21 protein-coding genes are annotated in these 22,241 nt (G+C 66.3%); 16 read left to right on the top strand and 5 right to left on the bottom strand.

Translation table 11 applies throughout. The features are described from left to right. The first annotated feature begins 196 nt into the window (after window positions 1–196). From QQZ13_RS15435 to QQZ13_RS15385, 11 genes are all read left to right on the top strand, one after another. Window positions 197–946, top strand: a complete 750-nt coding sequence (locus QQZ13_RS15435; protein WP_284530389.1) for a hypothetical protein — start codon at window positions 197–199, stop codon at window positions 944–946. 100 nt (window positions 947–1,046) lie between these two features. Further along, window positions 1,047–1,565, top strand: a complete 519-nt coding sequence (locus QQZ13_RS15430; protein WP_284530388.1) for a M23 family metallopeptidase — start codon at window positions 1,047–1,049, stop codon at window positions 1,563–1,565. A gap of 20 nt (window positions 1,566–1,585) precedes the next feature. Next, entirely contained in the window at window positions 1,586–1,882 is a 297-nt protein-coding gene (locus QQZ13_RS15425) for a hypothetical protein (protein WP_284530387.1), read from the top strand. Further along, window positions 1,882–3,321, top strand: coding sequence for a hypothetical protein (locus QQZ13_RS15420; RefSeq protein ID WP_284530386.1), 1,440 nt, complete (start codon window positions 1,882–1,884; stop codon window positions 3,319–3,321). The genes QQZ13_RS15425 and QQZ13_RS15420 overlap by 1 nt, the downstream gene beginning before the upstream one ends. Next, on the top strand, window positions 3,318–4,808 hold the full coding sequence (locus QQZ13_RS15415; protein WP_284530385.1) for an SCO6880 family protein: 1,491 nt from the start codon (window positions 3,318–3,320) through the stop codon (window positions 4,806–4,808). Before QQZ13_RS15420 ends, QQZ13_RS15415 begins: the two co-directional genes overlap by 4 nt. Continuing rightward, window positions 4,805–6,406: a hypothetical protein gene (locus tag QQZ13_RS15410; protein ID WP_284530384.1), complete on the top strand. Its 1,602-nt coding sequence runs from the start codon at window positions 4,805–4,807 to the stop codon at window positions 6,404–6,406. The genes QQZ13_RS15415 and QQZ13_RS15410 overlap by 4 nt, the downstream gene beginning before the upstream one ends. Beyond that, a complete protein-coding gene (locus tag QQZ13_RS15405; RefSeq protein ID WP_284530383.1) occupies window positions 6,403–7,674 on the top strand; it encodes a ParA family protein in 1,272 nt (423 codons plus the stop codon). The genes QQZ13_RS15410 and QQZ13_RS15405 overlap by 4 nt, the downstream gene beginning before the upstream one ends. Window positions 7,675–7,684: 10 nt before the next feature. Further along, window positions 7,685–9,511, top strand: coding sequence for a type IV secretory system conjugative DNA transfer family protein (locus QQZ13_RS15400; protein ID WP_284530382.1), 1,827 nt, complete (start codon window positions 7,685–7,687; stop codon window positions 9,509–9,511). Further along, window positions 9,508–9,888, top strand: coding sequence for a hypothetical protein (locus QQZ13_RS15395; protein WP_284530381.1), 381 nt, complete (start codon window positions 9,508–9,510; stop codon window positions 9,886–9,888). Before QQZ13_RS15400 ends, QQZ13_RS15395 begins: the two co-directional genes overlap by 4 nt. Then, window positions 9,885–10,430 carry a hypothetical protein gene (locus tag QQZ13_RS15390; RefSeq protein ID WP_284530380.1) on the top strand — a complete coding sequence of 182 codons (546 nt, stop codon included), beginning with the start codon at window positions 9,885–9,887 and terminating at the stop codon, window positions 10,428–10,430. Before QQZ13_RS15395 ends, QQZ13_RS15390 begins: the two co-directional genes overlap by 4 nt. Beyond that, a complete protein-coding gene (locus QQZ13_RS15385; protein WP_284530379.1) occupies window positions 10,427–10,876 on the top strand; it encodes a single-stranded DNA-binding protein in 450 nt (149 codons plus the stop codon). The genes QQZ13_RS15390 and QQZ13_RS15385 overlap by 4 nt, the downstream gene beginning before the upstream one ends. 724 nt (window positions 10,877–11,600) lie before the next feature. Here the strand turns inward: QQZ13_RS15385 and QQZ13_RS15380 are convergent. The 3 genes from QQZ13_RS15380 to QQZ13_RS15370 all read right to left on the bottom strand — a co-directional run bounded on the left by QQZ13_RS15380 (window position 11,601) and on the right by QQZ13_RS15370 (window position 15,817). Continuing rightward, a complete protein-coding gene (locus tag QQZ13_RS15380) occupies window positions 11,601–12,074 on the bottom strand; it encodes a hypothetical protein (protein ID WP_284530378.1) in 474 nt (157 codons plus the stop codon). Between the two features lie 173 nt (window positions 12,075–12,247). Further along, window positions 12,248–14,992: an AAA family ATPase gene (locus QQZ13_RS15375; RefSeq protein ID WP_284530377.1), complete on the bottom strand. Its 2,745-nt coding sequence runs from the start codon at window positions 14,990–14,992 to the stop codon at window positions 12,248–12,250. 327 nt (window positions 14,993–15,319) lie between these two features. Continuing rightward, the gene (locus QQZ13_RS15370; RefSeq protein WP_284530376.1) at window positions 15,320–15,817 is read right to left on the bottom strand and encodes a hypothetical protein; all 498 of its coding nucleotides are present in this window, start codon (window positions 15,815–15,817) and stop codon (window positions 15,320–15,322) included. A 109-nt stretch (window positions 15,818–15,926) separates the two neighbouring features. On the opposite strand from QQZ13_RS15370, the gene QQZ13_RS15365 reads away from it, so the two are divergent. From QQZ13_RS15365 to QQZ13_RS15350, 4 genes are all read left to right on the top strand, one after another. After that, complete coding sequence (locus tag QQZ13_RS15365; protein ID WP_284530374.1) at window positions 15,927–16,532, top strand: hypothetical protein; 606 nt, start codon at window positions 15,927–15,929, stop codon at window positions 16,530–16,532. Continuing rightward, entirely contained in the window at window positions 16,532–18,022 is a 1,491-nt protein-coding gene (locus tag QQZ13_RS15360) for a hypothetical protein (RefSeq protein ID WP_284530372.1), read from the top strand. The genes QQZ13_RS15365 and QQZ13_RS15360 overlap by 1 nt, the downstream gene beginning before the upstream one ends. Window positions 18,023–18,190: 168 nt before the next feature. Beyond that, window positions 18,191–18,769: a hypothetical protein gene (locus QQZ13_RS15355; RefSeq protein ID WP_284530371.1), complete on the top strand. Its 579-nt coding sequence runs from the start codon at window positions 18,191–18,193 to the stop codon at window positions 18,767–18,769. A 170-nt stretch (window positions 18,770–18,939) separates the two neighbouring features. Then, window positions 18,940–20,034 (top strand): DUF4062 domain-containing protein, encoded by a 1,095-nt coding sequence (locus tag QQZ13_RS15350; protein WP_284530369.1) that lies wholly within the window; start codon window positions 18,940–18,942, stop codon window positions 20,032–20,034. Window positions 20,035–20,037: 3 nt separating this feature from the next. On the opposite strand, the gene QQZ13_RS15345 is transcribed toward QQZ13_RS15350, so the two are convergent. After that, window positions 20,038–20,295 (bottom strand): hypothetical protein, encoded by a 258-nt coding sequence (locus QQZ13_RS15345; RefSeq protein WP_284530367.1) that lies wholly within the window; start codon window positions 20,293–20,295, stop codon window positions 20,038–20,040. A 291-nt stretch (window positions 20,296–20,586) separates the two neighbouring features. Here QQZ13_RS15345 and QQZ13_RS15340 point away from each other — a divergent pair, with 291 nt between their 5' ends. Beyond that, window positions 20,587–21,918 carry a hypothetical protein gene (locus tag QQZ13_RS15340; protein ID WP_284530366.1) on the top strand — a complete coding sequence of 444 codons (1,332 nt, stop codon included), beginning with the start codon at window positions 20,587–20,589 and terminating at the stop codon, window positions 21,916–21,918. Between the two features lie 140 nt (window positions 21,919–22,058). Here QQZ13_RS15340 and QQZ13_RS15335 read toward each other — a convergent pair. Further along, a partial coding sequence (locus QQZ13_RS15335) for a hypothetical protein (RefSeq protein WP_284530364.1) occupies window positions 22,059–22,241 on the bottom strand: 183 nt, incomplete at its 5' end.

Below are 22,241 nucleotides of genomic sequence, written 5' to 3'. Positions count from 1 at the left end.
AAGCGCGTTCTCCTAAGGTGACGTCTAAGGCGACACCTAGTGCGTGGAAGGTGGTGAGGAGCTTGTCCCCCAAGTGCCCTACAGACGCCGTCCGCGCGGCACGGGTACCGTCGGCCAGCAAGTACGCGTCGTCGACACGCTCCTCTGTTTCGGTCCGCCTGGTCGACGTGCACGCTCGTGACGAGGAGGCGCCGAGATGAAGATGTCGCCTTCGCGCCGCAACCTCGGGCTTGTGTGGGCCGCTTTGGGCGGCGCTGTCCTCCTGATCGCTGTGGTCGCGATTGTGATTGGCATGAGTTCGGGCGCTACTCAGACGCCTACCCCAAACATTCCGTCGGCTCCCCCCACGAGCACCCAGAACACTCCGGGTTCCTCATCGACCACCGAGCCATCCGCGGGCGATTCCGTGGACGCCTCGGTCCGCGAACTTGGCTGGGTGGCAGAACCCATCACCCGCGACGGGGATGTCTACGTCCGCGCGGCGTTGTCGGCCGCGTCCACGTTCGATACTCAGCTCGCGGTGCGCGACCAATGGCTTTCGTTCCTGGACTCATGGTTCACCCCGGACACCCGATATGCCACCGCCGATCAGACAGCCGAGCTCGAGTCCGCCCGGCTCGAGTTGCGGCAGTCCGTTGTCTTGCCGGAGTCGGAATGGGAGTCGTTGGACTCCGAAGCGGGCCGGGTGGTCGCCACGGTGAATGGGCCGATCGACTTTCAGGTGGTTCCCGACGACGAGTCGGGAGATATGTCGATCGGTACCGCTGATGTGGTGTTGATGATCACGCGGACGGATGGCAGCGATGGGGAGCTGTCGTATGAGGACACCGTGCGCGTGAGCGTGCAGGTGTTGTGCGGCGCGGGCTCTGTCCCGACCCCGGACAGTGCGCAGCAGGCTGGGGACTGCAAGGTGGTGCGCTTCTTCCCGGAGCCATTGGAGCCCTGACGTGGGCGCCCCGGTCACCGCCGCCGCAGCCCTCGCACGATCGAGGACTGGCCGCAGGGTCGTGGTCGGGCTTGTAGGCGCATTGATAACGCTCGCGCTAATGCTGTTGTCACCGCTCTGGCTAATACCACTTGCAGTCGCGGGCGATGCCGTGACAACTGCAGGGGGCGCCGGGCCCGGCGGGATCCCGAGGACCTCGGGCGTGTGGGGCGAACCGTTAGCGCCTGGATGGACGACGGGTCGGGGGTTCGGCTGGCACCCGGTGAAGGGGTGCGCGTATTGCCCCTCCGACCACGAAGGCATCGATCTCGCCAGCGGATGTGGGCAGACTGTGTTCGCCGCAGCCGCGGGGCGAGTGATCGATGCGGGGCCGATGCCCGGGTGGGGCAACACTGTCCGCATCGATCATGGCGACGGAATCGTCACCTTGTACGGGCACATGCAATGGCACTCCCTGATCGTCGCTGTCGGGGACGACGTCGACGTCGGGTTTCCGCTCGGTCTCGAAGGCAGCACCGGCAAGAGCACGGGATGCCACCTGCATTTCGAAGTGCAGCTCGATGGCGTCGCCATCGACCCCGAGCCGTTCATGACTGCCCTCGGCCTCCCCCTCCGTTGACCTACACGAAGGAGCTCTCCATGCAATCTCTCCTACACCCATTCGACGTCGAGGTGCCGGACATCCAACCTGACTACGGTGCCCCATGGCTGGAGGGCCTTCAGGTCCTCGCGTCCTACGTGCTGGCGACGTTGCTTGTCGTCGTGCTGATCCTGCTGATGATCGCGGGAGCCGCGCTCGCCTTCCGCGGACTGGCGTCCGACAGGGTCCGCACGTGGGCCGGCGAGAACATCATGTGGATCTTCATCGCTGCCGCAGTGCTCGGCTCAGCATCCGCCATCATGGGCTTCTTCGTCGGATTCGACTTCGGGTTCTGATGGCCCTCTGTCGAGTCATCCTCGTCGGCATCTTCGTCGGGATGTTGACCATTGTCGGCGCCGGCGCACCGGCATCAGCAACTTCGGCATCGGCCGCTGCTACCCCGACAGATGTGACGGGAGAGCCATGGTCATCTCCAGCGCACCCGGTGACCTGCAATGTGTCCGCGGCGCAAGTGTCATGCGTTCCGGACAACGCCTCCGAAATCAAACCGCAGAAGTGTTACCTGGGCGTGCTGATGGCGGGCGAGCGCGTCGCGATCTGCACAACCTACGAGGGGCATGCGTCGGCGATTCAAGCCGCCGGGGGTAAAGAGGTGATGGTCGGGTACGGGTGCAGTCTCGGCGATGTGGTGTGCGTGACGTTCGAGAACGCGGGACGGGGGATGGCGCTCGCGACGATGGCGATGATGTTCAGTGTCGCGGAAAACATGAAGTTCGATACGAGCACCTTGCTCTGGGATGCCGCGACGGGTGAGTGGTCGTTCTGGGCGTGGGCAGTGCTGATCGTGCTCCTGGTGGCGATGATGTGGTCGGTCACAGCGGCCGCCATCAGCGGGGAGCGACGCGAGCTGGTGGGGGCGCTTCTGCGCTCTTTCCTCGCGTTCCCTGCGTCGGTGCTGTCGCTGTGGGCGACCGGGCATGTGCTTAACGCGATCGACGACCTCACCTGGTACATCCTGAGTCGCGATGGCGCGTGGGGATTGTTCCGCACCTTGCAGCAGGTGATGTGGGCCGGCGGCGAAGCGAACTACTTCTTCGGGTTCCTCATCCACGCGCTCCTGATGATCGGATTGCTCCTGCTGATGCTGGTGTTCACGTTCCGGAACATCGCTCTCGCCGCCCTGATCATGATCGGCCCCCTTGCATGGATGATCTACCCCGTCCGCGGCATCGGACCCCAGTGGGTCGTCCGCTACTTCTCCGCACTCATCGTGCTATTGCTCACTGCACCGCTCACGATCGCGTTCGTGACGCTGATCGTGAACGGGCTTTCTGCGATGGACAGCATCTGGAACCCGCAGGCCTGGCCGCTGCTCGTCGGGCTGGTCATGGTCTCCTTCGCCCCATTCGCGGTGTTCGGCCTGTTCAGCTTCGTCGGCGCGGTCGCCGCCGACTCCCTCGGCTCCAACCTCGGGTCCCGTGCGGCCGGTGCCGCGCGGACTGCGGGGCGCACGGTGACCAGCATCCCAACGCGACTCGGTGGCTCACCCGCGGGCATTAGCTCTGGCGGACCCTCGACATCCACATCTTCCACGGCCGGCTCACGCAGTCGCATTGGTGGAAGCGTAATGAGCCCCAGTCGGAGCGGCCGCACTGCCGGCGCAGCTCGACCCGCCAGCGCTGCGACGCCCGGCGGCCGGGCGTCCGCTCGCCCGACGCCATCGCCGTCCCCACAGACGTCCGTGCCGCCTCGTAAAGAAGGGAGCGTGTCATGAGTGCTCAGGAGTTCGCCCGGCCGGTGCGGCTTCCACGCAGATCCGGGCAGGGACTGGTGCTGGGCCTGGATGGGTGGCAGGTCGCCACCCTCGCCGCCGCGGGGATCGTGCTGTGGATGGCTATCAATCGCTTCGGGCCCGTGGGATTGCTGTACGCGGCCCCTCTCTATCTGGCGTTGGGTGTGGCGGCGGTGACGTCGATCCGGGGTGTCTCGACGCCGCGGATGATCGGCCTGTGGGTGATGAAGCAGATCCGTCACGGGACCGGTGCGACGGAGCAGACATTCCGGCCCGAGGCGCCCCGGCTGGAGGGAACGCTGAACCTCCCCGGGGTGCGCGCATCAGTGCAGCTGTGGCAAGTGGATGGCATCGCCGCTGTCTACTCCCCCGCTGACCGGACGGTGTCGGTCACAGCGGAGCTCGAGGTGCAGGGGTTCCTGATGCAGGACCTTCCCGCCCGGTGGGATCTCGCGCAGCAGTGGGAGCGAGTACTCGCATCCTTCACCCAACGGTCGGGAATCAAGCGGGTGGCGCTGCAGGAGCGCACGCTCCCGTCGACGATCCGTGCGGCCCGCGACCACTACGACACCGTCGCCGAGCTCCACCGCATCGACCCGGAGTCGCCGGTGGCCGCGAACTATCGGGAGGTGATGGACGGGTCTGAGCGGTTCGCCGTCGCGCACCGCAATTACCTCACCTTCACTCTCGACCTGGTCGCGATGGGAGCGCAGCTGAAGTCCCTTGGTGGCGGGAAGGATGCCATCCTGTCGCTCGCGGCGATCGAAGCCGCGAACCTCGCCGACGCTCTCCAAGCCGCGAAGATCACGGTCCGCCGTTGGCTGACCCCGCGAGACATCGCCGCGCTGGTGCGGGTTGCGTTCGACCCCGACTTCGCCGCCACCGTCCAGAACCGCCCCGACGAACAGAGCGGCGTGGATCCGGTCGCGATCGGGCCGATGCACTTGGAGGAGCCGAAGGGTCGCAACGGTGTCGTCCGGACTGATTCCGGAGTGCACACCACGATGTGGATCCACGAGTGGCCCCGGTCGGACGCCCCGGTCGGGTTTCTGTCGCCGGTGGTGTTCGCCCGGCATCCCGTCACCGGGGAAGCCGTGACGCACATCTTCACCCTGGTCTTGACACCGGTGCCGGTGTCGAAGGCGCTGAAGCGGATCCGTGATGAGAAGAAGGTGTGGCGGGGAAACGAGCAGCTGCGCGCCAAGCGGGGCGCGGACGGGTCTGCTGCGGATGCCGCGGACTGGGACGCGCTCGAGCGGCAGGAGCAGGAGATCGTGTCCGGTCATGGCGAGTTCCGGTACGGCGGATACCTCACCATCACCGCCCCATCGGAAGAGGAGCTCGATCAGGCGATCGCCGGGATGCGGAACGCGCTCTCCCGTGCCGGCATGGAAGCGCAGACGCTGTACTGCCAGCAGGCCGAGGCGCTCATGGTGAACGCGCTGCCCCTTGGGTTGGGGATGAAGTGACTCGCCGCACCGTCTCCTTCGAACCAGGCGACGCGTCCCGCCGGGACCGCCGGGCGCTGCGCCGCGAGCTGGCCGCAGCTGACCGGGACGCCCGGCCCGCACGGTCATCCCGTCGTGACCGGACACTCCCGGAGGCAGCCGTTCGCGGTCCGTTCGGACCCGGCATCGTCACCGGTGGGTATTGGAATGTGAGTCCGGCTTGGGTGCCGGCCCACCAGGCGACGTCTCAGCACATCGCGGGGATTTACCCGTTCGCCGCAGATGCCGGCCTCGGTCACCGCGGGCCCGTGCTGGGTGTCGATCTGAACGCGGACGCGCTGTGGCACTTCTCCCCCTGGGAGGCGTACGTCGACGCGAGCGACCGCGGCACCTTCTCCACCAACATCCTCGTGCTCGGCGCATACCGGTCGGGAAAATCCGGGACCGTCAAGACGCTCGTGACCCGATCGATCGCGTTCGGGCATCAGGTCGTCGTCCCATCGGACCCCAAGGGAGAATGGGTGGCGGTCGCCGAAGCGATCCCCGGCGGGAAAGTGATCCGTTTGGGCGGCGGTACCGGCGCCCGCCTCAACCCGCTGGCGAGGGGACCGCGGCGCTCGGACACGTCGGATGAGCAACACGAGCAGATGGCGAAGCAACGCCGCATCGCCACCCTCATCTCCCTCGTCGAAATGGCACTCGGCGGCACCCGACTCACCGCCGTAGAACACGCCGCGATCCACGACGCCCTCGACCGGTGCATCACCCTCACCGGCGACCACCCCACCCTCCGCGGCGTCTACAACCAACTCGGCACCATCGCCTCCGAAACCCACTCCGAGCTCCGCGCCCACGAAGGCGCCGTCCAACCCCGGTTCGTGCTGCGCCGCTTCGTGGAAGGCGACCTGTCTGGGTTGTTCGAGGACGATTCCACGGTCGAGTTCGACCAGGACGCCCCGATCGTCGTCACCGACACCAGCGAACTGTTCGCCCGCGGGGAACTCGCCGCACAGCTCGCCCAGGTGTGCTCCACCGCCTGGATCCAAGCCGTCATCAGCGACCGGAACGCGCACCGCACCCGATACGTCGTCCGTGAAGAGGGCTGGCGCGACATGACGTCCCTCGCGTCGCTGCAGATGTTCCAGCAGTGGTTGAAACTGTCCCGACATTACGGGATCAGCAACATCGTGATCCTCCACAAGATGGGCGACCTCGACGCCGTCGGCGAAGCCGGCTCCCTCGAACGATCCCTCGCGTACTCGGTGATCGGCGACATCGAGAACAAGTTCATCTTCCGCGTCAACCACCAAGAACACGCCTCCCTCCGCGACCGCCTCCACCTCCCACCCGCGCACGTCGAAATGGCCCGGCAACTGCGGAAAGGGGAGTTCATCGCCTACGTCGGCCAGTACTCCTACCTCGTCGACTGCTTCGCCACCTCCACCGCCTGGGAAGAAGACCTGTTCGCCACCGACGACGCCGTTCACCCCGCCGACTACGACCCGACCCCTACCCCGGCCCTATCCGGAGGGCTCGACGAACTCTGGCCCACCGCCACCCCGGTCGTCGCCGACCTCGAAGGGTGGCTGACCGCCCCCGCCGCTGAGGAGCACTCATGACCCCAACCGCCCGCATCTACGCCACCGTCACCGGACCCGTCGCCGTCTTCACCGACCGCGCCGGACACACCGAACCGGTCACGACGACCGGGACAGAAGACATCCGCCACGCCGTCGTCCGCCGCGCAACCACCGAAGCCCGCGACGCCGGAACCACCCTGGAACTCATCACCAGCGGCGACCGCGGCGACCACCACCTCCTCGTCGGCGCCGACGGCACCCTTGCCGCCTACCCCGACGCCGAACACCCACCCCTCCGCGCCGACCGCACCACCCCCGAACCGCCCGTCGACTCCCCGCCGACCGTCACCGAGGAGGGAACTGAGACAGAGGAGACCCCCGCGGCGGCAGAGACGCGAAGCGAGACACCCCGCGCGTCCTTCATCGACCCGACTGCGGTATCCCGTGGCACGGGATTGCTTGCCAGGCTCGGTCTCACACTCCCTCCAACACCGCGCCAGCTGGAACGGGACCGGCAGGTGGGGGCCGTGTCACGGCATTGGGCAGGATGCCGAACCATCGCAATCGCCAACGGGAAAGGAGGCGTGGGGAAGACGCTCACCACCGCGATGCTCGCCGCCGTCTACGGACGACACGGCGGCGGGAACGTGCTCGCGTGGGACAACAACGACACCCGCGGCACCCTCGGTTGGCGCACCGAACAAGGCCTCTACGACACCACCATCCGCGACCTCCTCCCCGCCACCGACACCCTCCTCGCCGCAGACGCAGGCGTGGCCGACATCACCCGGTACGTGCACCATCAGGGCGCCGACCGGTACGACGTGCTCCGCTCCAACCCGGAGCTGCTCGCCGTCGACCAGCGGCTCACCGCGGAGGACTTCGACCGCCTGATGCGGGTCGCGGCCCGGTACTACCGGCTCGTGATCTTCGACTCCGGCAACGACGAATCCGCCGACCGGTGGCTGCGGATGATCGACTCCGCCGGGGCGCTCGTGATCCCCACCCTCACAGCCCCGGAGTCCGCCGAATCCGCCCGGCTCCTCCTCGATGCCCTCCGCACCCGCGACGACCGATCTCGGCAGCTCGCCGGTAGCGCGGTCGTCGTCGTTACCCAGTCCGAACCGGGCCGGTGGGCCGTCGCCCGGCGCATCGCTGACGCGTTCGACCCGCTCGTCCGCGAGGTCCGGCTCATCCCTTACGACGCGGCACTCAAGGCCGGGCCGCTCCGGTTCGACACGCTCCGCCCCGCGACCCGGCATGCGTGGGTGGCTGCAGCGGCGGCCGTCTCCGACGGGCTCGAGTAGGGATCTGGCCGTGAACGAGGGAACGATCGGGAAGAGCCTCGCCGTTGCCTTCGCGGCGCTGGTGATGATCGCGGTCGCATTCGCCGGCGTCGCCGACGGGATCACCCGCCTGACCTGTGGAGCACCCGCGAAACCCGATTCCCTCTTCTCCGGGCTGTGGCTCGCCCTCATCGGAGATCCCACCGTTTACACGGCGCCGGACGGATGCGAAGTGCCGGTGTGGCAGATCCGCATCGCCGATCTCCTCGCCGTCGCCCTCATTGTGGCCGCCGCGGTCGCCGTGTTGCTGTGGTGGCAGCGATACCGGCAATCCGACCGGGCGTTCCTCGCGGACCTGAAGCTCCGCCCCGGGTTCGCGACACCTTCCGAGATCCGTCAGCACCTCTCGTCGAAGGCCGTTCTCCGCCGAGCCCCGCAGCTGCGCCCCGATCTCGACAGGCCGGCGGCGACCGATGTCGGGTGGCGGGTTGGCGCGTCCCGCGGCATGGACGTGTACGTCAGCATCGAAGACTCCGTCGCCCTCGAAGGCCCACCCCGGTCCGGGAAGGGGTACCGGGTGCTGATCTCCGCGATCCTCGACTGGTCAGGCCCGCTCATCACCACCTCGACCACCAACGACAACCTCACGGCCACTCTCCAGATGCGCAAGCGCCGCGGACAGGTCCATGTCCTCGACCCGCAAGGCCTCTCGGGCATGCGCGACCCGCTCCGGATCGACCCCGTCGCCGGATGCGACGACCCCCTCGTCGCCACCCAACGCGGCACCGCCATCATCACCGGCACCGCCCTCGGCTCCTCCGCCACCAACGCCGAATGGGCCCAAGCATCCGGAATCGTCCTCGGGAGGCTCCTCCACGCGGCCGCCGTCGGCGGCAGGAACGTCACCGACATCTACGACTGGGGCTCCTCCCCCGCTCTCGCTCGCACCGCCGTCGACATCCTCCGCACCGATGGCGCACCCGGCTGGGGCGACAGCCTCGAAGCCACCATCGCCGGCGACCAGAAACTCGTCTCCTCCATCTGGTTCGGCGTCCAAGGCGCCGTCGCACCCCTCGCCGTCCCCCAAATCCGCGACACCTTCCAACCCCACCCCGGCGACCCCACCTTCGACCCCCGCGAATTCCTCGACGCCCCCAACACCCTCTACCTCCTCGGCTCATCCTCCGGCGCTGCCGCGATGGGCGGCTGGCTGTCAGCGGTGCTCGACGACGTCGTGGAAGTCGCCCGCACCCGTGCGCTCGCGTCCGTCGGGTCACGACTGCATCTTCCACTCGGGCTCATCCTGGACGAGATCGTCAACATGTTCCGGTGGGCGAACCTCCCCCGCATCATGGCTGACGGCGGCGGCCGAGGCATCTGCACCTTCGTCGTCCTCCAAGCCCTCTCTCAAGCGGAGACAGCCTGGTCCCGTGCCGAAGCCGACACCATTTGGGCCGCCGCGACCGCGAAAGTCCTTCTCGGTGGCGCGTCCCACGTCGACCACCTCCGCGACATCGAAACCCTCCTCGGCGAACGCGACACGCGCCGCACCCAACGCTCCTGGTCCACGACCAGCCACGGGCATCAAACGTCGGAACAAGTCGACCGGCGCCCCCTCATGTCGGTGGACGAGATCCGACGGATGCCGCAAACGCTCGGATTGCTCGCCTACCGCAACCGCCGTGGCGTGCTCCTCGATCTCGCCGGCTGGGACGAACGCCGCGACGCCCGCCACATCACCGCGGGCAAACACGCCACCGAAACGGAGCAGCAGGCCGTCTTCGAGGCCGCCCACCGGCCCACACGCCCGCCCGAGGTCACACATCCCGAGGAAGCGGAGGAGGTGACCGAGCCATGAGCAACCGACGCCGACCCAGCGCGGTGCCGCTGTACCACGCCATATACCTCCACTCCCGCGCCTGGTACGCCCGAAGAGCACGCTGGTTCGACCACGCTGTCACTCTCGGATCACTCACCTGCGCCGGCTGCGGACGGAACGCCTCACGCGCTGAGCTCGAGCTGCACCACCTCGACTACCGGGGCATGTCCTCCACCGGCGGCATCATGCACGCCTTCGAACTTCACGAAGACCTCCTCCCCCTCCACCCCTACTGTCACGACCTGCTCCACCGGCTCATCGACCGCGACCAACTCCTCTCCCGCAACCGCACACGCCGCGACGCCACCCACATCGCCCTCAGCCGCCTCCGCCCCAAACTCCAGGAGTCCGCATGAGCAACTACTACCCCGACCCCGACAACGTCGACGACCCGGACGCGCTCCTCGACGACGACCTCGTTGGCATCGGCGCGTACGACTTCCGCAACCGCCGCGGATCCTCCCTTACCCTCGGCGCCGCCGTCATCAACTGGCGCACCCTCGAACCCGAAGACGCCCCCGCCGCCTGGCGGTCCCTCCGCGCGTTCGTCGAATGGTTCACCACCCGCTACAACATCCCCGTCTCCACCATCCCCACCTGCTGGTGGCAACACGGACAACTCGTCGAAGAGCTCTCCGCCCTCCACACCGCCCACACCGTCTCCTACGACGACGCCGACACCGGCTACGGGCCCATCTCCTGGCACGAACGCCTCACCCAAGCCCTCCCCCGCCTCACCCGCGCCTACGGCGGCGGCTGCAACAACGGGCACCACGACCTCACGCCCCGCACTTGGGACGGAGTTACCGACGAAGACGCCTGGACCGCGTGGACCACCCGGTCACACGCCCACCGAGACACCCAACCGGGTGACTCACCACGAAAGGAAACACCATGACCACCAAAATCCCGGTCACCATCGAAGGCAACCTCACCGGAGACCCCGAACACGGCTTCGCCGAAGGCAACGGCAGCGAATACGCCCGCTTCACCGTCGCCGTCAACGACCGCCGCCTCAACGAGACCAACGGCACATGGGAAGACGCCGGCACCGTCTTCCACCGCGTCGTCGTCTTCAACCAACAGGCCAACCACGTCGCCCGCAGCCTCCGCAAAGGCGACAACGTCCTCGTCGCCGGAGACCTCCGCTTCGGCACCTACACCGACAAGGACTCAGGCCAGACCAGGGAGACACGCGACATCGTCGCCGACAACGTGGGAGCATCCCTGAAGTTCGTCGACCTCGACGTCGCCCGCAGCCCAAAAGCTAACGGCCCCGCAGCACACGCTACGGGGCCGTCAACAGCACCGGCCTTGCACGCCGACACCGCAGTTGCACGCTGACCTGAACCAACAAGAAGCGGGCGGGAGCCATCGTACTCCCGTCCGCTTCTCACGAGCATGCACGCTTCTTACCCCTCGACGAGGCACCGCGGAGGCCGTGAGTGACGCCTTCCGCGGCCCCGTACGAGTCCCTAATGGATCCGACTTGCGAGCCCCGTCACTGACGCCGATGTCATCGGATCGGGTCCCCGCCGCGCATCCATGTGATCGGCGCGACCGCCGTAAACACATGGCGGCATGCGACGCAAGCGCGGCTCGGGCCGTCAGCTAGGGGACGTATTGGTAGGGAGTGGTGGGGGTAGAGGTGGTCCAGTAGTTGCCCGTGCTTGGGTTGTACGCGCTGCCCACGGCGCTCGTCCGATAGTTGCCCGCCCCGCAGTCGTACTCGACTTTCACGATGAGTCTGACCAGAGACCTAGTGTTGTAAGTCATCCCGACCGTCGCGCACGATGCCGTACTGCGCTGAAGCGTCGCGGCACCCCCGAGGTACCCCGTCGGCGAGGCGCTGCCGTTGGCCTTCTCGACTTGGGAGCCGCCGATCGGCGTGCCGCTCGAGTCAACGGTGTACGCACGGACGTGATATCCGCTACCGAAGGTCACCCAGCTCGAGTAAGTGGTCGCCACGGCGGCACCGACGGGGATGCCGACCAGGAAGCCGCCAAGGAGACACCCTGCTACAAGAAGGCGGGCACGAATAGATGAGCGCGCGGCGGGCGGGATGGACTCACTCATCGATGGCCTCGACCGTCGCGGGTAGAATTGGATACTCGCCGATCTGCGTGACGCCATCGGTGAGGTAGACGGGAATTGTCACCGCCTCCGGCGACTGATCAGCCGCGGCGTTGGGATCGAGGTCGGCCGGTGGCTGAAGTACCTTGGCGAGATCGTTCGCGTAGTAGTAGCCGATCTGCCCGTTGGTGGCGATCGCTTCGACGAGGTCTGGGAGCGGCTCGCTCGGGCCGGCGTCGTACCCGTATGTCAGACCCGCTTCGTTTGTGCCGCGGGTGCCCGGCTGAACGCCACGCGCGGGTGTGGGAGTTTCATATGCGCGTGGCACGGGTGCGTCTGCGGCGTGAACTTCCTGGTGGGCTACGGGGCGCTCGGCTTCCGGCGACGCCGTGATGGCGTTCACGGCCAGTGCGCCAACAATGAAACCTGCAACAATAGCCGCGCCCGCGGTGATGAGCAGCTTTCGCATGGGACGTCCTCCCCGACGCACGTGCTGGCGTACCTGGCGACATGATGCCACGTCGGTGCCGCCCCCTGCTACCACTAAGCAATGTTTGCACCGGGGGACGTCGACGTCATCTGCGGTTCTGCCTCGCCTCGAGCGGCCGACGACGTGAACCACCGTTACCAGCGGTCGCGTGCTCATCGCCCCATCTGAGCTCTCTCGTCGATGGTGGAGTCGTATCCGCCGGGCTGCGGTGTGGGTACCGGTCGCGCTGATCGAACGAGTTCATTTCGGGCTGCGCGAACGGCGTCTCCGATGGTCATCTCGATACGCCCTCTCGTCATCGTGGTCGCGAGTTCTGAGCAAGCCTCCACCTCCGATGCGATAACGACGGCGGCGTTGTGGCGCCGCCCTCGCGTCATTCCGACGTAGAGGCCCGGAGCATCGACGCCCGGCCCGACGATGGATACGTCGACGGTCTCGCCCTGGATGCCGTGGATGGTGGTCGCGTATGCGAGATGGAGATGTTCAGCCGCATAGTTGTGTGAGACGGTTCGAATCACTCCCGCGTCGACCTCACTCACGAGGTCAACACCAGCGCGGTGGACGGCGCGGATGACCCAGAGCGCACGGTTGTCGACTTCATTGCGACGATCGTTGCGACGCGTCTGGACACGGTCACCTACCAGGAGCCGTTGCTGCTGTTGTCCAATCGCGAGGTCGTGTTCGTTCAGTTCGCCAGCGTCGAGTCGCCGTTGCTGGATGGCTTCATTGAGGGCGTCAGCATCGTCGTTGGTTGCGACGACCAGCGCGACGCGATCACCCCGGTCCACGCTGGCGAAATACTGCTCGGCCATGAGGTCGCGGGCGGCATCAAGGTGCGGAGCGTGGTGCAGGTGTCCGCGTCGGTCCAGCTGAGCGGCGACCGCCTCAGCGTCATCTCGTGATTGGGGCTCGCGCATGCGGAGAGTGAGTGGCGCGTAGTCCGGGTCTTCAAATCGGTGGATGGTGGTCAGTTCGACTACGGCTGTTGCTCGATGGGTGAGCATCGACATCGCGCCGCTGTGTCCGACGGGTCGAGCCTGCAGGGGATCGCCCATCATCGCTAGGGACGCTCCCGTCGATGAGGCGAGTTCGGTGATGGCTATGGCGGTGTGGAGGTCGACCATCCCTGCTTCGTCAATGACAATCCGGTCTGTTGGTCGAATCCTGAATTGTGTCGGTCCGGGGTACGGGACGCCGGTGTCCGGGTCGGGCTCGCCGGCCTCGAGGCGCCGCCAGTTCTCCGCCCCGGCGTCGTCGCGACCCCACCGCCAACCGTGGTCATGTAGGAGAGCGTGCAGGCTGGATGTAGTCGCGCCGAGTTCGCGACTCGCGACGCCGGCCGCCTTCCGAGTTGGTGCGACCACGATCATCCGGCGCCCGTCCGCCCGCAGCGCGGCGTTTGTCAATCGAAGCACGGACGTCTTCCCGGCGCCGGCCGGACCGATCACGGCAACGAGGCGATCCGTTCCGGCAATAGCTGCGGCTGCCTCGACCTGCGTCGCATCCACCTTGTTGCCGTGGCCCACGACTGACCGCAGCGCTAAGAAGATTGTGCGTGAGTCACACGGAGCCCCGCGCCATGTTAGGCGGCGGTATTGTTCCTCCAGGCACGTCTTCAGCGTGACCGTTGCGGTTGCCATCAGGGCCTTGATGTGCGGCGGTCGGTGGGGATCCGCGGCCAGTAGGTCAACGGTGCAATCCAGCGCGCGATCGGCGACTGCGTCGATGAGCGGTTGGAGACGATCACGGGTCGCGACAACGCCAGAGGATGCGACCGCGCGGGTCGCCCCCGCGCGCACGTCGAGCATGCTAAACCGCCCGCCGCACGACGTGGAGCGCGCATCGGCGTCCACGACCGCCTTCTGTGCAAGCAGGTCCAGATCCAGACAGTCGAGGTCCGTGGCGATTCGCGCGATCGGTGATCGCGCGACAAGTACACGATCATCGAGGGCTGCTATCTCTGCACGGACCAGCTCCTCCCAATCAGATTCTGAGATCGCCATGGGTTTCCCGGGACGGCTCGTCGCCCACGCGCGCCGATCGATCTGATGGAGCACGTCCGGACTCGGCACTTGTCCCGCATGCGCCGCACGCCACTCCGCGATGAAGCGAGCACGGTTCGCCTCGATCTGATTGGACCGGCGAGACAGGGGGCGAACGACGTGAGAAAGCTCGGAGATCTCACCGTCGGCGTCGAGTGAGAAGCCGTGACGCGCCAAAGTGGCCGTCCATTGCGGGTCCGTCCGAGCGGCAAGATCACCCTCCGCATTGATCAGGGTGTGAAGCCTCATGGCGACTCTGGAATCCACGTTCGACCAACGGCCGTCGCGCCCCTGCACCTTCACGTTCAGCCACAAGTGGCGGTGGATGTGGGGATCCAAGGCACGCGATCGACGGTGCTGAAGTTCGACTACCTCGATTCGGGCGAGGCTCTCTCTGATATGGCCGCCAGCGCCACGGCGCGCATTCAGCTCGCGGAGCCAGGTGGCGATGATGCGATCACGCAGGCGATCCTGAAGCGCCTCGAGCTCCCGCGCAATCTCAGGGTGAAGCAGAGCAGCGATGCTGTACGACTTCGGTGCGTTGATCGTGCCGTCGAGCAACAGGTCGGCGTCCGGGCTCATCAGCTCGAAGCCGCGCCGCTCCCCCGTCGATGGATCGCAGCCATCGATCCATAGCCGCAACGCGTCAGCGTCGAGCCGATCGGCTGCAATGCCGAGGTCAGTCGCCACGAACCGAGCGACGCCCTCAACGATCGAGCCGTATTCAGCCGCCGCGGCCGCTCCACGCGACGGCGACCAGTGCGCGTCGCACGTCGCGTCGAACGCGTACGCGATCGCCTGCCGAACCCCGTGGGACTCAACGCCCCGCTTCCATCGCTCGAGACCTCCGCGCACGCTCCCACGCTACGCGCAATATGTCTAACGCGTAAGTGCTCACACAGAAAGTGCCTGCGTGCATCACCATCCTCTGGCCCTGTGCAGCTGACGACCTGGCGGCGCGCTGCAGGTCGGCGGGACATGTACGGATAAGGGAGGACTCCGTCCATTTCATCGGGCTAGGCATCTGAGACGCTGCTTCGGCACGGGCGGTCGACGGGCTGAGCCGGAGCGAACCGCACGCACATGGACCGGCAATCGCGCACTTGGGCTTCAAGTTGCGCGAGGTGATCCCGGCCCCTCACGAGGTGAAGGAAGACCCACGGGATGCCGCGCGCTGGCTTCTCAGCCCTCAGGGGAAACGGGAGGGAGCGACCCGGCGGCGATCTGTGCATGAGCGTCGGCTGTCGAGACCTTGCCTTGCCGCCACTGCACAAGGAGGTGCGCCGCGTGCTCGTAGTCGATGGCGGTGCGGTTCGCCGTCCTGTCGTCCTTCCGAGTGACGAGCTCGTAGACCGCGAGGAGTGGCCCCTCGTCATCACCTGCCGCCATACGCGCCGCGAGCGTTGCAGAGAGTAGTTGCTGACGCGCCAGGTGCGGAGGCGGAGCGGGCACGGCGGGGTTTCCGAGCTGGAGGGCGAACATGAATGCCTCGCCTGCGCCGCCGACTTGCCCGAGGAGGCGCACCACGTCGGCCACGGCCAGGTCGAGCCGAGTCCGATCGCTGTCCTCGGTCTCGCGGCGTCGGAGGTCAAGCGAGAACAGCCAGGCCGCGAACGCACCCACGACGGCGCCGACCAGCGCACCGATGAGGGTTGCCAGGAGGGTGTCGCCGAAGGTCATGGTCGCAGGTTATCGGGGCGCTGTGTTCGAAAGCGGAATGCACATCCCGGCGGCGGCTGTCACGTCGCAATGTGCGGGAGCAATGTGAGGATTCGCTAATGTACGGATCATGACCCGGATCGAAGGGGAGACGGCCCAGGCCAAAGGCGCGGACGGCGCACGCCGCGCGAAGCGGTGGCTCGAATCGACCACCCGCGTGAACGCCCAGTGGGTGAACCCCGACCCGCCCGCCGTGACGAAGCTCCGTTTCGCGTGGCCTCATGGCGGTCAGAACTTCTCCTTCGACCTCGGCGGGCTCCTCCGGTACGGCGAGTACGACGGCCAGATGTTCTTCGCGGAGTCCAAGAACTACGACGCCCCGAGCGACCTCGCGACCCACTACTCCCAGTTCCTCGCGCAGTGCTACGTTGCCTATCTCGACAAGCCGGGGATGTGCGACAACTTCATGTGGTTGGCGTGGAGCCCGCATTCGATCACCAAGTGGCCCGAACTCATGAGCGCGGAGTACGTGCGCGAGCATGTCATTGTGCACCGCGAGCGGGTGTTCGGCGTCAAGGAGAAGGACAAGGCCGAAGCCCTGATCGACGCCGACGCGGTGTCGGCGGTGGCGAGCAGACTGTGGCTGATCGTCCTGTCCGAGAAGCAGGAAAACCTGGTGATCTCGAAGGAGCATCGCGGGGTCATTGAAGACTACGAGGCGAGGAAGGGAGACTGATGCCTGACGTGTCCGGCTTCGCCGCCCAGATCCTCGACGGTCTCTTCGACCCATCCCCGCGCGAGTCGATCTTCCGAGTCAAGGACGCGGTGGCGAAGGAGCTGTCCGCACTCGATGCGACCGCGAAAATCCGGTCCACCAACTACTTCAACCACACGTTCGCGCCCGACTTCGTGATGACGTGGCCGGACGAGACCAGCCGCCGGGTCTATCTGCGCCTGACTTACGATCTCGACGCCCTCGTGGACGACGTGGCCCTCATCGACTCCACCGATCCGCTCATCTTTGGCCTCACCAGCCCGGAGTCGGTCGAAGCCAAACCGGCGATTGATGAGGTGATCGCGGACACCAATGCCATGTTCACGGAGCCATCCGCGCTGCAACGCCTCATCGACCGCAAGCAGTCCGATTCGACCGCCAACATGCTAAGCAATGCGCTCGCGCAGGGCGGTCGCGGGACGTTCGTGGCGGATCAAGCCGTAGACCTCGCGGACGTGGTGGCGCGCGGCTTTGACGCGGCGGCACAGGTCGAGTTCGAGCAGACTGCCGAGGCCGTGACCGCGATTGAAGATCGCCTCGGAGGACCACAGGCGTGGCGCATGAACCGTGTACTACAGGCAGTCTGGGTCGGAAGCGAAGGATCGCTCACTCAGTTCCCCGGCGGTGCGGATACCTCGGGTCGTCTCAACCCTGAGTCCCTGCGCTACCTCGTCAAGTACATGCGCACCGACGACGAGGGGTTCTGGAAGCGAGTGGGGCGTGGTCTGCGCCTGACAGATCTGGAGACGCTGGACTTCGACACCGATGCCGACAACATTCAGCGGCTCGTGAGGGCGAACCTGGATGTGATCGCGGCGCGGGCAGCAGTGGTGAAGAGCGACCCCCTCGGGCTCGACTCCCCGGTCGAGGGTGAGCTGTTCCGCTGGGCACGTCGTGGACGCCACATTAGCTTTGAGGCTCCCAGCCTCTTCGCGATCCTCGGCGGGGCAAAGAAGGACCTCGACGACGTAGAGAAGGACGCGGCTCAAGCCGTGTCCGTCGAGCGGTTTATCGAGCGCTCAGAGGGCTTCGACCTGGTGGAGGTCAGCGTCCACTCCGGTCCCGAACACATCAGCGCGAAGATCGATGAGGGCGCCATCAGCACCGAGCGCCTGCGCGGTCTGTCGGCCACCTTCGAGGGCGCGGGGGAAGTCGCGCAGTCCATCGTATCCACGAGGTCTGGTCGAGTGAATGTGGACCTGGCGGAGCGGACGGGTACGGGCGTGACTCGGAGCAACATTCTGATGGCCGATCTGCTGGGCACCACGATCCCACTCGTCTATGACCTGCCCGTAGAACACCGGGAGGCGCTGGTGGAGTTCCTTGCCTATGAGAAGGACGACGGCCAGACGCCTCTCGACATGTCCGCACTCGAAGAAGCGGATGAGGAAGAAGTCGAGGAACTCGTTGACGATCCGAACCTGGACGAATGGGGCTTGCCCTCGGCGTGACCGTTGCCAGCAGGCGGAGGGGTCCCTGCAGAAAGCCCGCCTGCCGGATCGCGCGCCAGCAGTCGTGGACAAAAGGCACTGAGGCCACTGCCGGTCTGGGTGCCGCTACCGCGCAGTGTACGGATGGCGATGGCAACGGGTCTGCCACCACTCCACTAGCGTTCTCCTGTGCGAAGCAGGCGCGAACTCGATCAACGACTTGGGGAGCAGATCGCCTGGCTGCGGGCTTCGGCCATCAGCTTCGACGCCGGCACCACCTCCGAATCGAAGAGGATCGCAGTTGCCGTTCGAACACTCGTCCACGACACTGCCGCATCTCAGAGCTTGCTCAGTCAGCTGAAGATGCGCGATCGCATCACCTGGCTATCAGCCGTGCCGTTGCTCGAAGACACCTTTGTCGGCCCGCCATGGGTCGAAGGACCGAATGAACCGGGCTACCGGCACATTCCAGGCATGCCCCAATTCGAGTGCACCTTCTCGCAGTGGTGGCGGGGGCGGATGCTCGAGTTCAATAGAGCGTCGATCGATCGATCGTGGTTCGTGTTGCGGACCGCCAACTTCGACGGCGGCGCGCACGTCGACCCCGTCCTGCCGGCGGACTACGAGTCAATCACCCGCAAGGGCGGGCTCCGGCCACTTCGAATCAACAGCGCGGGCAACCCTTACCCCGACTCGACTGACCCCGTGCCCAGTGCGCTCCGCACGATCTGCACGGAAGTTGTCATGTCAATCGAACAGTCCTGGTGAGCTCGCTCACGGCCGACGTTGGTGACCGATCTTTCCCGCCCCTGCGGCGACGCTTCGGCGCCTTGTTGGTGCAATGTCCGTATGTGGATGGTCCCACGGCACGTCGGCGGCAGCGCCTAGCCTTGGCTCAGAGGCCCGGATCTGGCGGGCTGCTGTAGAGAGGAGTCGCGGTGAGAGTCTTCATCAGCAGTGTCCGCGCCGGCCTGGAGGATGAGCGTGAGGCGCTTCCCGGACTCATTCGAGCGCTCGAGCACACCCCGGTGCGGTTCGAGGATTTCTCGGCCCAGAAGGTGCCGTCGCGCGAAGCGTGCGTTGCGGCCGTCGCCGACAGCGACGTCTATATCCTGCTGCTGGGCCCGCATTACGGGTATCGGTTCCCGGAGACGGGTCAGTCCGCCACGAACGATGAGTGGCGCGCCGCCCGGCAGGCCGGGCTTCAGATCTACGTGTTCCGCAAGAGCGGCGTGGCCTTCGACGCGGACCAGGAAGAGTTTGCCCAGGAGGTCGGTGAGTACGGCAGCGGGCGGTTCTGGAAGACGTTCACCACAACCACAGAACTGCAGCAGGGTGTCGTCGAAGCCATCCGCGACGCGCAGAACCGACCTGCCGCTCTCGACTTCGCACCGCTGGGAACTCTCGTCCAGCCTGGCTGGGTGTCGGACCGTGACATCAGATCGCGGGACCCGAGGTTTGAAGTGCGGGTCCTCCCGGTCGCCGACACTCCCACCACGGACCGGGTGTTCCGGCAGGCTGCGCAGCGTTTGGCAGCGATGCTCCGCTCGGAGAACGTTATCTCACAGCTGTCTGGGCTCACGGAGCACGACGGCGTGGATACGTTCAGGCTTTCCTCCAGCGACGACGGCCCGCGGGCTGGATGGAACAGCGTGCGACCGTCCCGCTTCGACGCCGCATCCATCGATAAGTCCGGTCAGTTCGCGGTGACATTCGTCCTGCCGGCGGACCAGATGGGCTCCTTTCTTGACCGCGACGATGCAGTGCAGAACGTCACCCGGGCCCTCCGCCTCACCGACCGGATGGAGTACGTCTCCACCGCCCGCTGCGCGGTCGCGCTTCGCGTCACTGGCGCACCGCGCGTCACGGTGGGTCCGGTGCCCAGCGCATCGCGCTCGTCGATGTCGATTCCGAGTCGCGAGGAGGCCATCCAGCTCCTCCCTGACGAATCGATTCCGACCGCCGCGTTGGGCTCTGCGGCGCACGAAGTCGCCGTGACGACCGTGGACACGCTCCTCAGCCGGCTGCGATAGCTGCTACTCGCGGATGAGAACCGATCCGCGACGGATGTGCTCTGGATGGCGGCTGCTGTGCAGTTCCGCCGTCACCAATTCGGTCAGCCTTACCGCAGACGGCGGGTCGCATGCCCCCGCCGGACGTCCGGCGGCACCGGCCACGCCGGTCGGCGGAGCCGCGCGTAGTCGTACATGCACCTGCTGTGTCACCGTGGCGATGAGATCCCAGGTGAAGCCGTTGCGGCATTCGTAGGTGACCTTCACGTAGTGCTCCGGCACGACCCCTCCATTCAGGCAGCCGCGATCGGCCGCGGACTACGAGAGGCGCCGCGGCAGACGTCTGATACATGCGTCACAAATCCAACGCGAACAGCGGACTGCATCTTTGCCATCGTGACCTCCCGAGCAAATCCTGCACCGGTCCCCCGACATTCGCGTCACGTCAGGGCAGCCTGGCGTAGGAGCGACATCGCATCGGCACCGCTCGCGAGAGCGCCACCTACGTGCGTCGCCCGGTTAGGGATCCCACCAGTTGACCGGTGTATCCGAGTCTTATGGTTCGATCGAGCTATGACCGAGATCGACCTCAGCCGTCTTCCCACCGGCGCGCGGGGGTGGTCGGCACTGGTTGAGTGGGCTGCTTCCTCCGACGACCGTCAGGAGAGGTACTTCCTCGAGATGAAGTCGGACGTCGACCTGAACGGCAAGCGTGGTCGTCATAAAGTCGCGAAGTTCGTTCTGGGCGCCGCAAACCGCGACCCCGCGAAGGCGGCAAAGCGGTTCGGCGGACACGCCGTCATGCTTCTCGGTGTCAGCGCCGGCGCGATCTCGGGGATCGCCGCGTTCGAGGCGAAGGATCTCGAGCGGGAGGTCAGTAAGTTCACCGGTGCCGACGGACCGGGGTGGGACTTCGAGCGCATACGCGTCGACGATGAGCATGACGTGATCGCGATCATTGCAGACCCACCGACAGCGCGGATCTGGCCGTGTCTGGCAGACGGTGAGGGGTTGTTCAACGGAGACATCTACCTTCGCGGGGATGGCAACACGGAGAAAGCCAAGGGGGTGGAAGTCCAGTCCATGCTCGCGAGACTGATGGCGTCCGGGGAGGCTCCCAAATTGCCCGACATCACGGTCGACATCGAAGGATCGGTAATGGGTGTCCAGTTCGATCCGAAGCGAGTCGTGAGCTGGGTCGAGGACGCGAAGGACGACTATTTGCGTGGAATCGGATCAGACCGCGGAGGGGGTCCCTTCGGGATCCTCGCAACCCAGGGCCTGATGGAGCAGCGCTCCGAGACCGACTTCCGACGTCAAGTCGAACGTTGGAGCACGGCTGCAATGGCGGATCCAGCATCCGGACTCCACGACCTCGCGGCGCGAATCGCCGTCGGGATTCGCCTTCGCGTGAAGAACCCGGAAATGAGATCCCTCCGCGACGTCCGTGTCGACATCGAGTTCGATGAGCCGGTGCGCGCTCTCGATTGGGAGGATCCGGACCGCGACGACCGGGCCGAACTGTTTCCGGATCGCCCGCCAGAGTGGGGTCGAGACAGTCTGGCGTACATCCTGAGGGACACGCACATCGCCCCGTTCGCGGCTCGCGACACCGATGGCCTCCTCCAGATCTCGCAGACCTCTCCTGCGAAGCTGTCACTATCGCTGAACCTCTTGCGCTCCAAGGAGGCCCGGATGACGGAGGAGGACGACATCGTGCTGGTCCTCTTCGTTGAGGACGAGTCTCCCGAGCAACTGACCGCGAGATGGCAGCTCACTGCGGGCGATGTTCACGACCTTCGTGAGGGGACTCTCGTCGTTCCTGTGGCGCACTACGACTGGCGCGGGCCGCTCGCGAGCCTGCTTGGCGATGATGATGCTCAGGCGGACGAGGGCGCGGTGTAGCCCGCTGTCGCGGTCGGCTGCGCCCGCAATGCCCCGCCAGCGGACAATGCCCGGATAGGGATCCCCCTAATCGGGCAGCGACCGGTTGACGGACGTTCCCGAGCAGCTGTAGCTCTCGGCGAACCTCATGTGGCGGGCGTTCAGCGGCCGAGGATCTGCACGGAGAACCAAGGCTCCCCGAGCAGGTGCGCCGCTGCCCACCGATGGGTTTGGGCTGACCCCGTTTCGTAGGTCCAGTCGTTATGAGAGTCGTCCTGTTGTCCGCGGTCGCGGGCAGGGAGACTGGTCAGATCATGACGAACAGCAGGAAGCGTCACACCCCG

The sequence above is a fragment of the Microbacterium sp. T2.11-28 genome, from assembly GCF_950097975.1.
Taxonomy (GTDB): domain Bacteria; phylum Actinomycetota; class Actinomycetes; order Actinomycetales; family Microbacteriaceae; genus Microbacterium.
The sequence above is the reverse complement of the archived record's forward strand: the minus strand, read 5'-3'. Positions and strand labels throughout refer to the sequence as shown.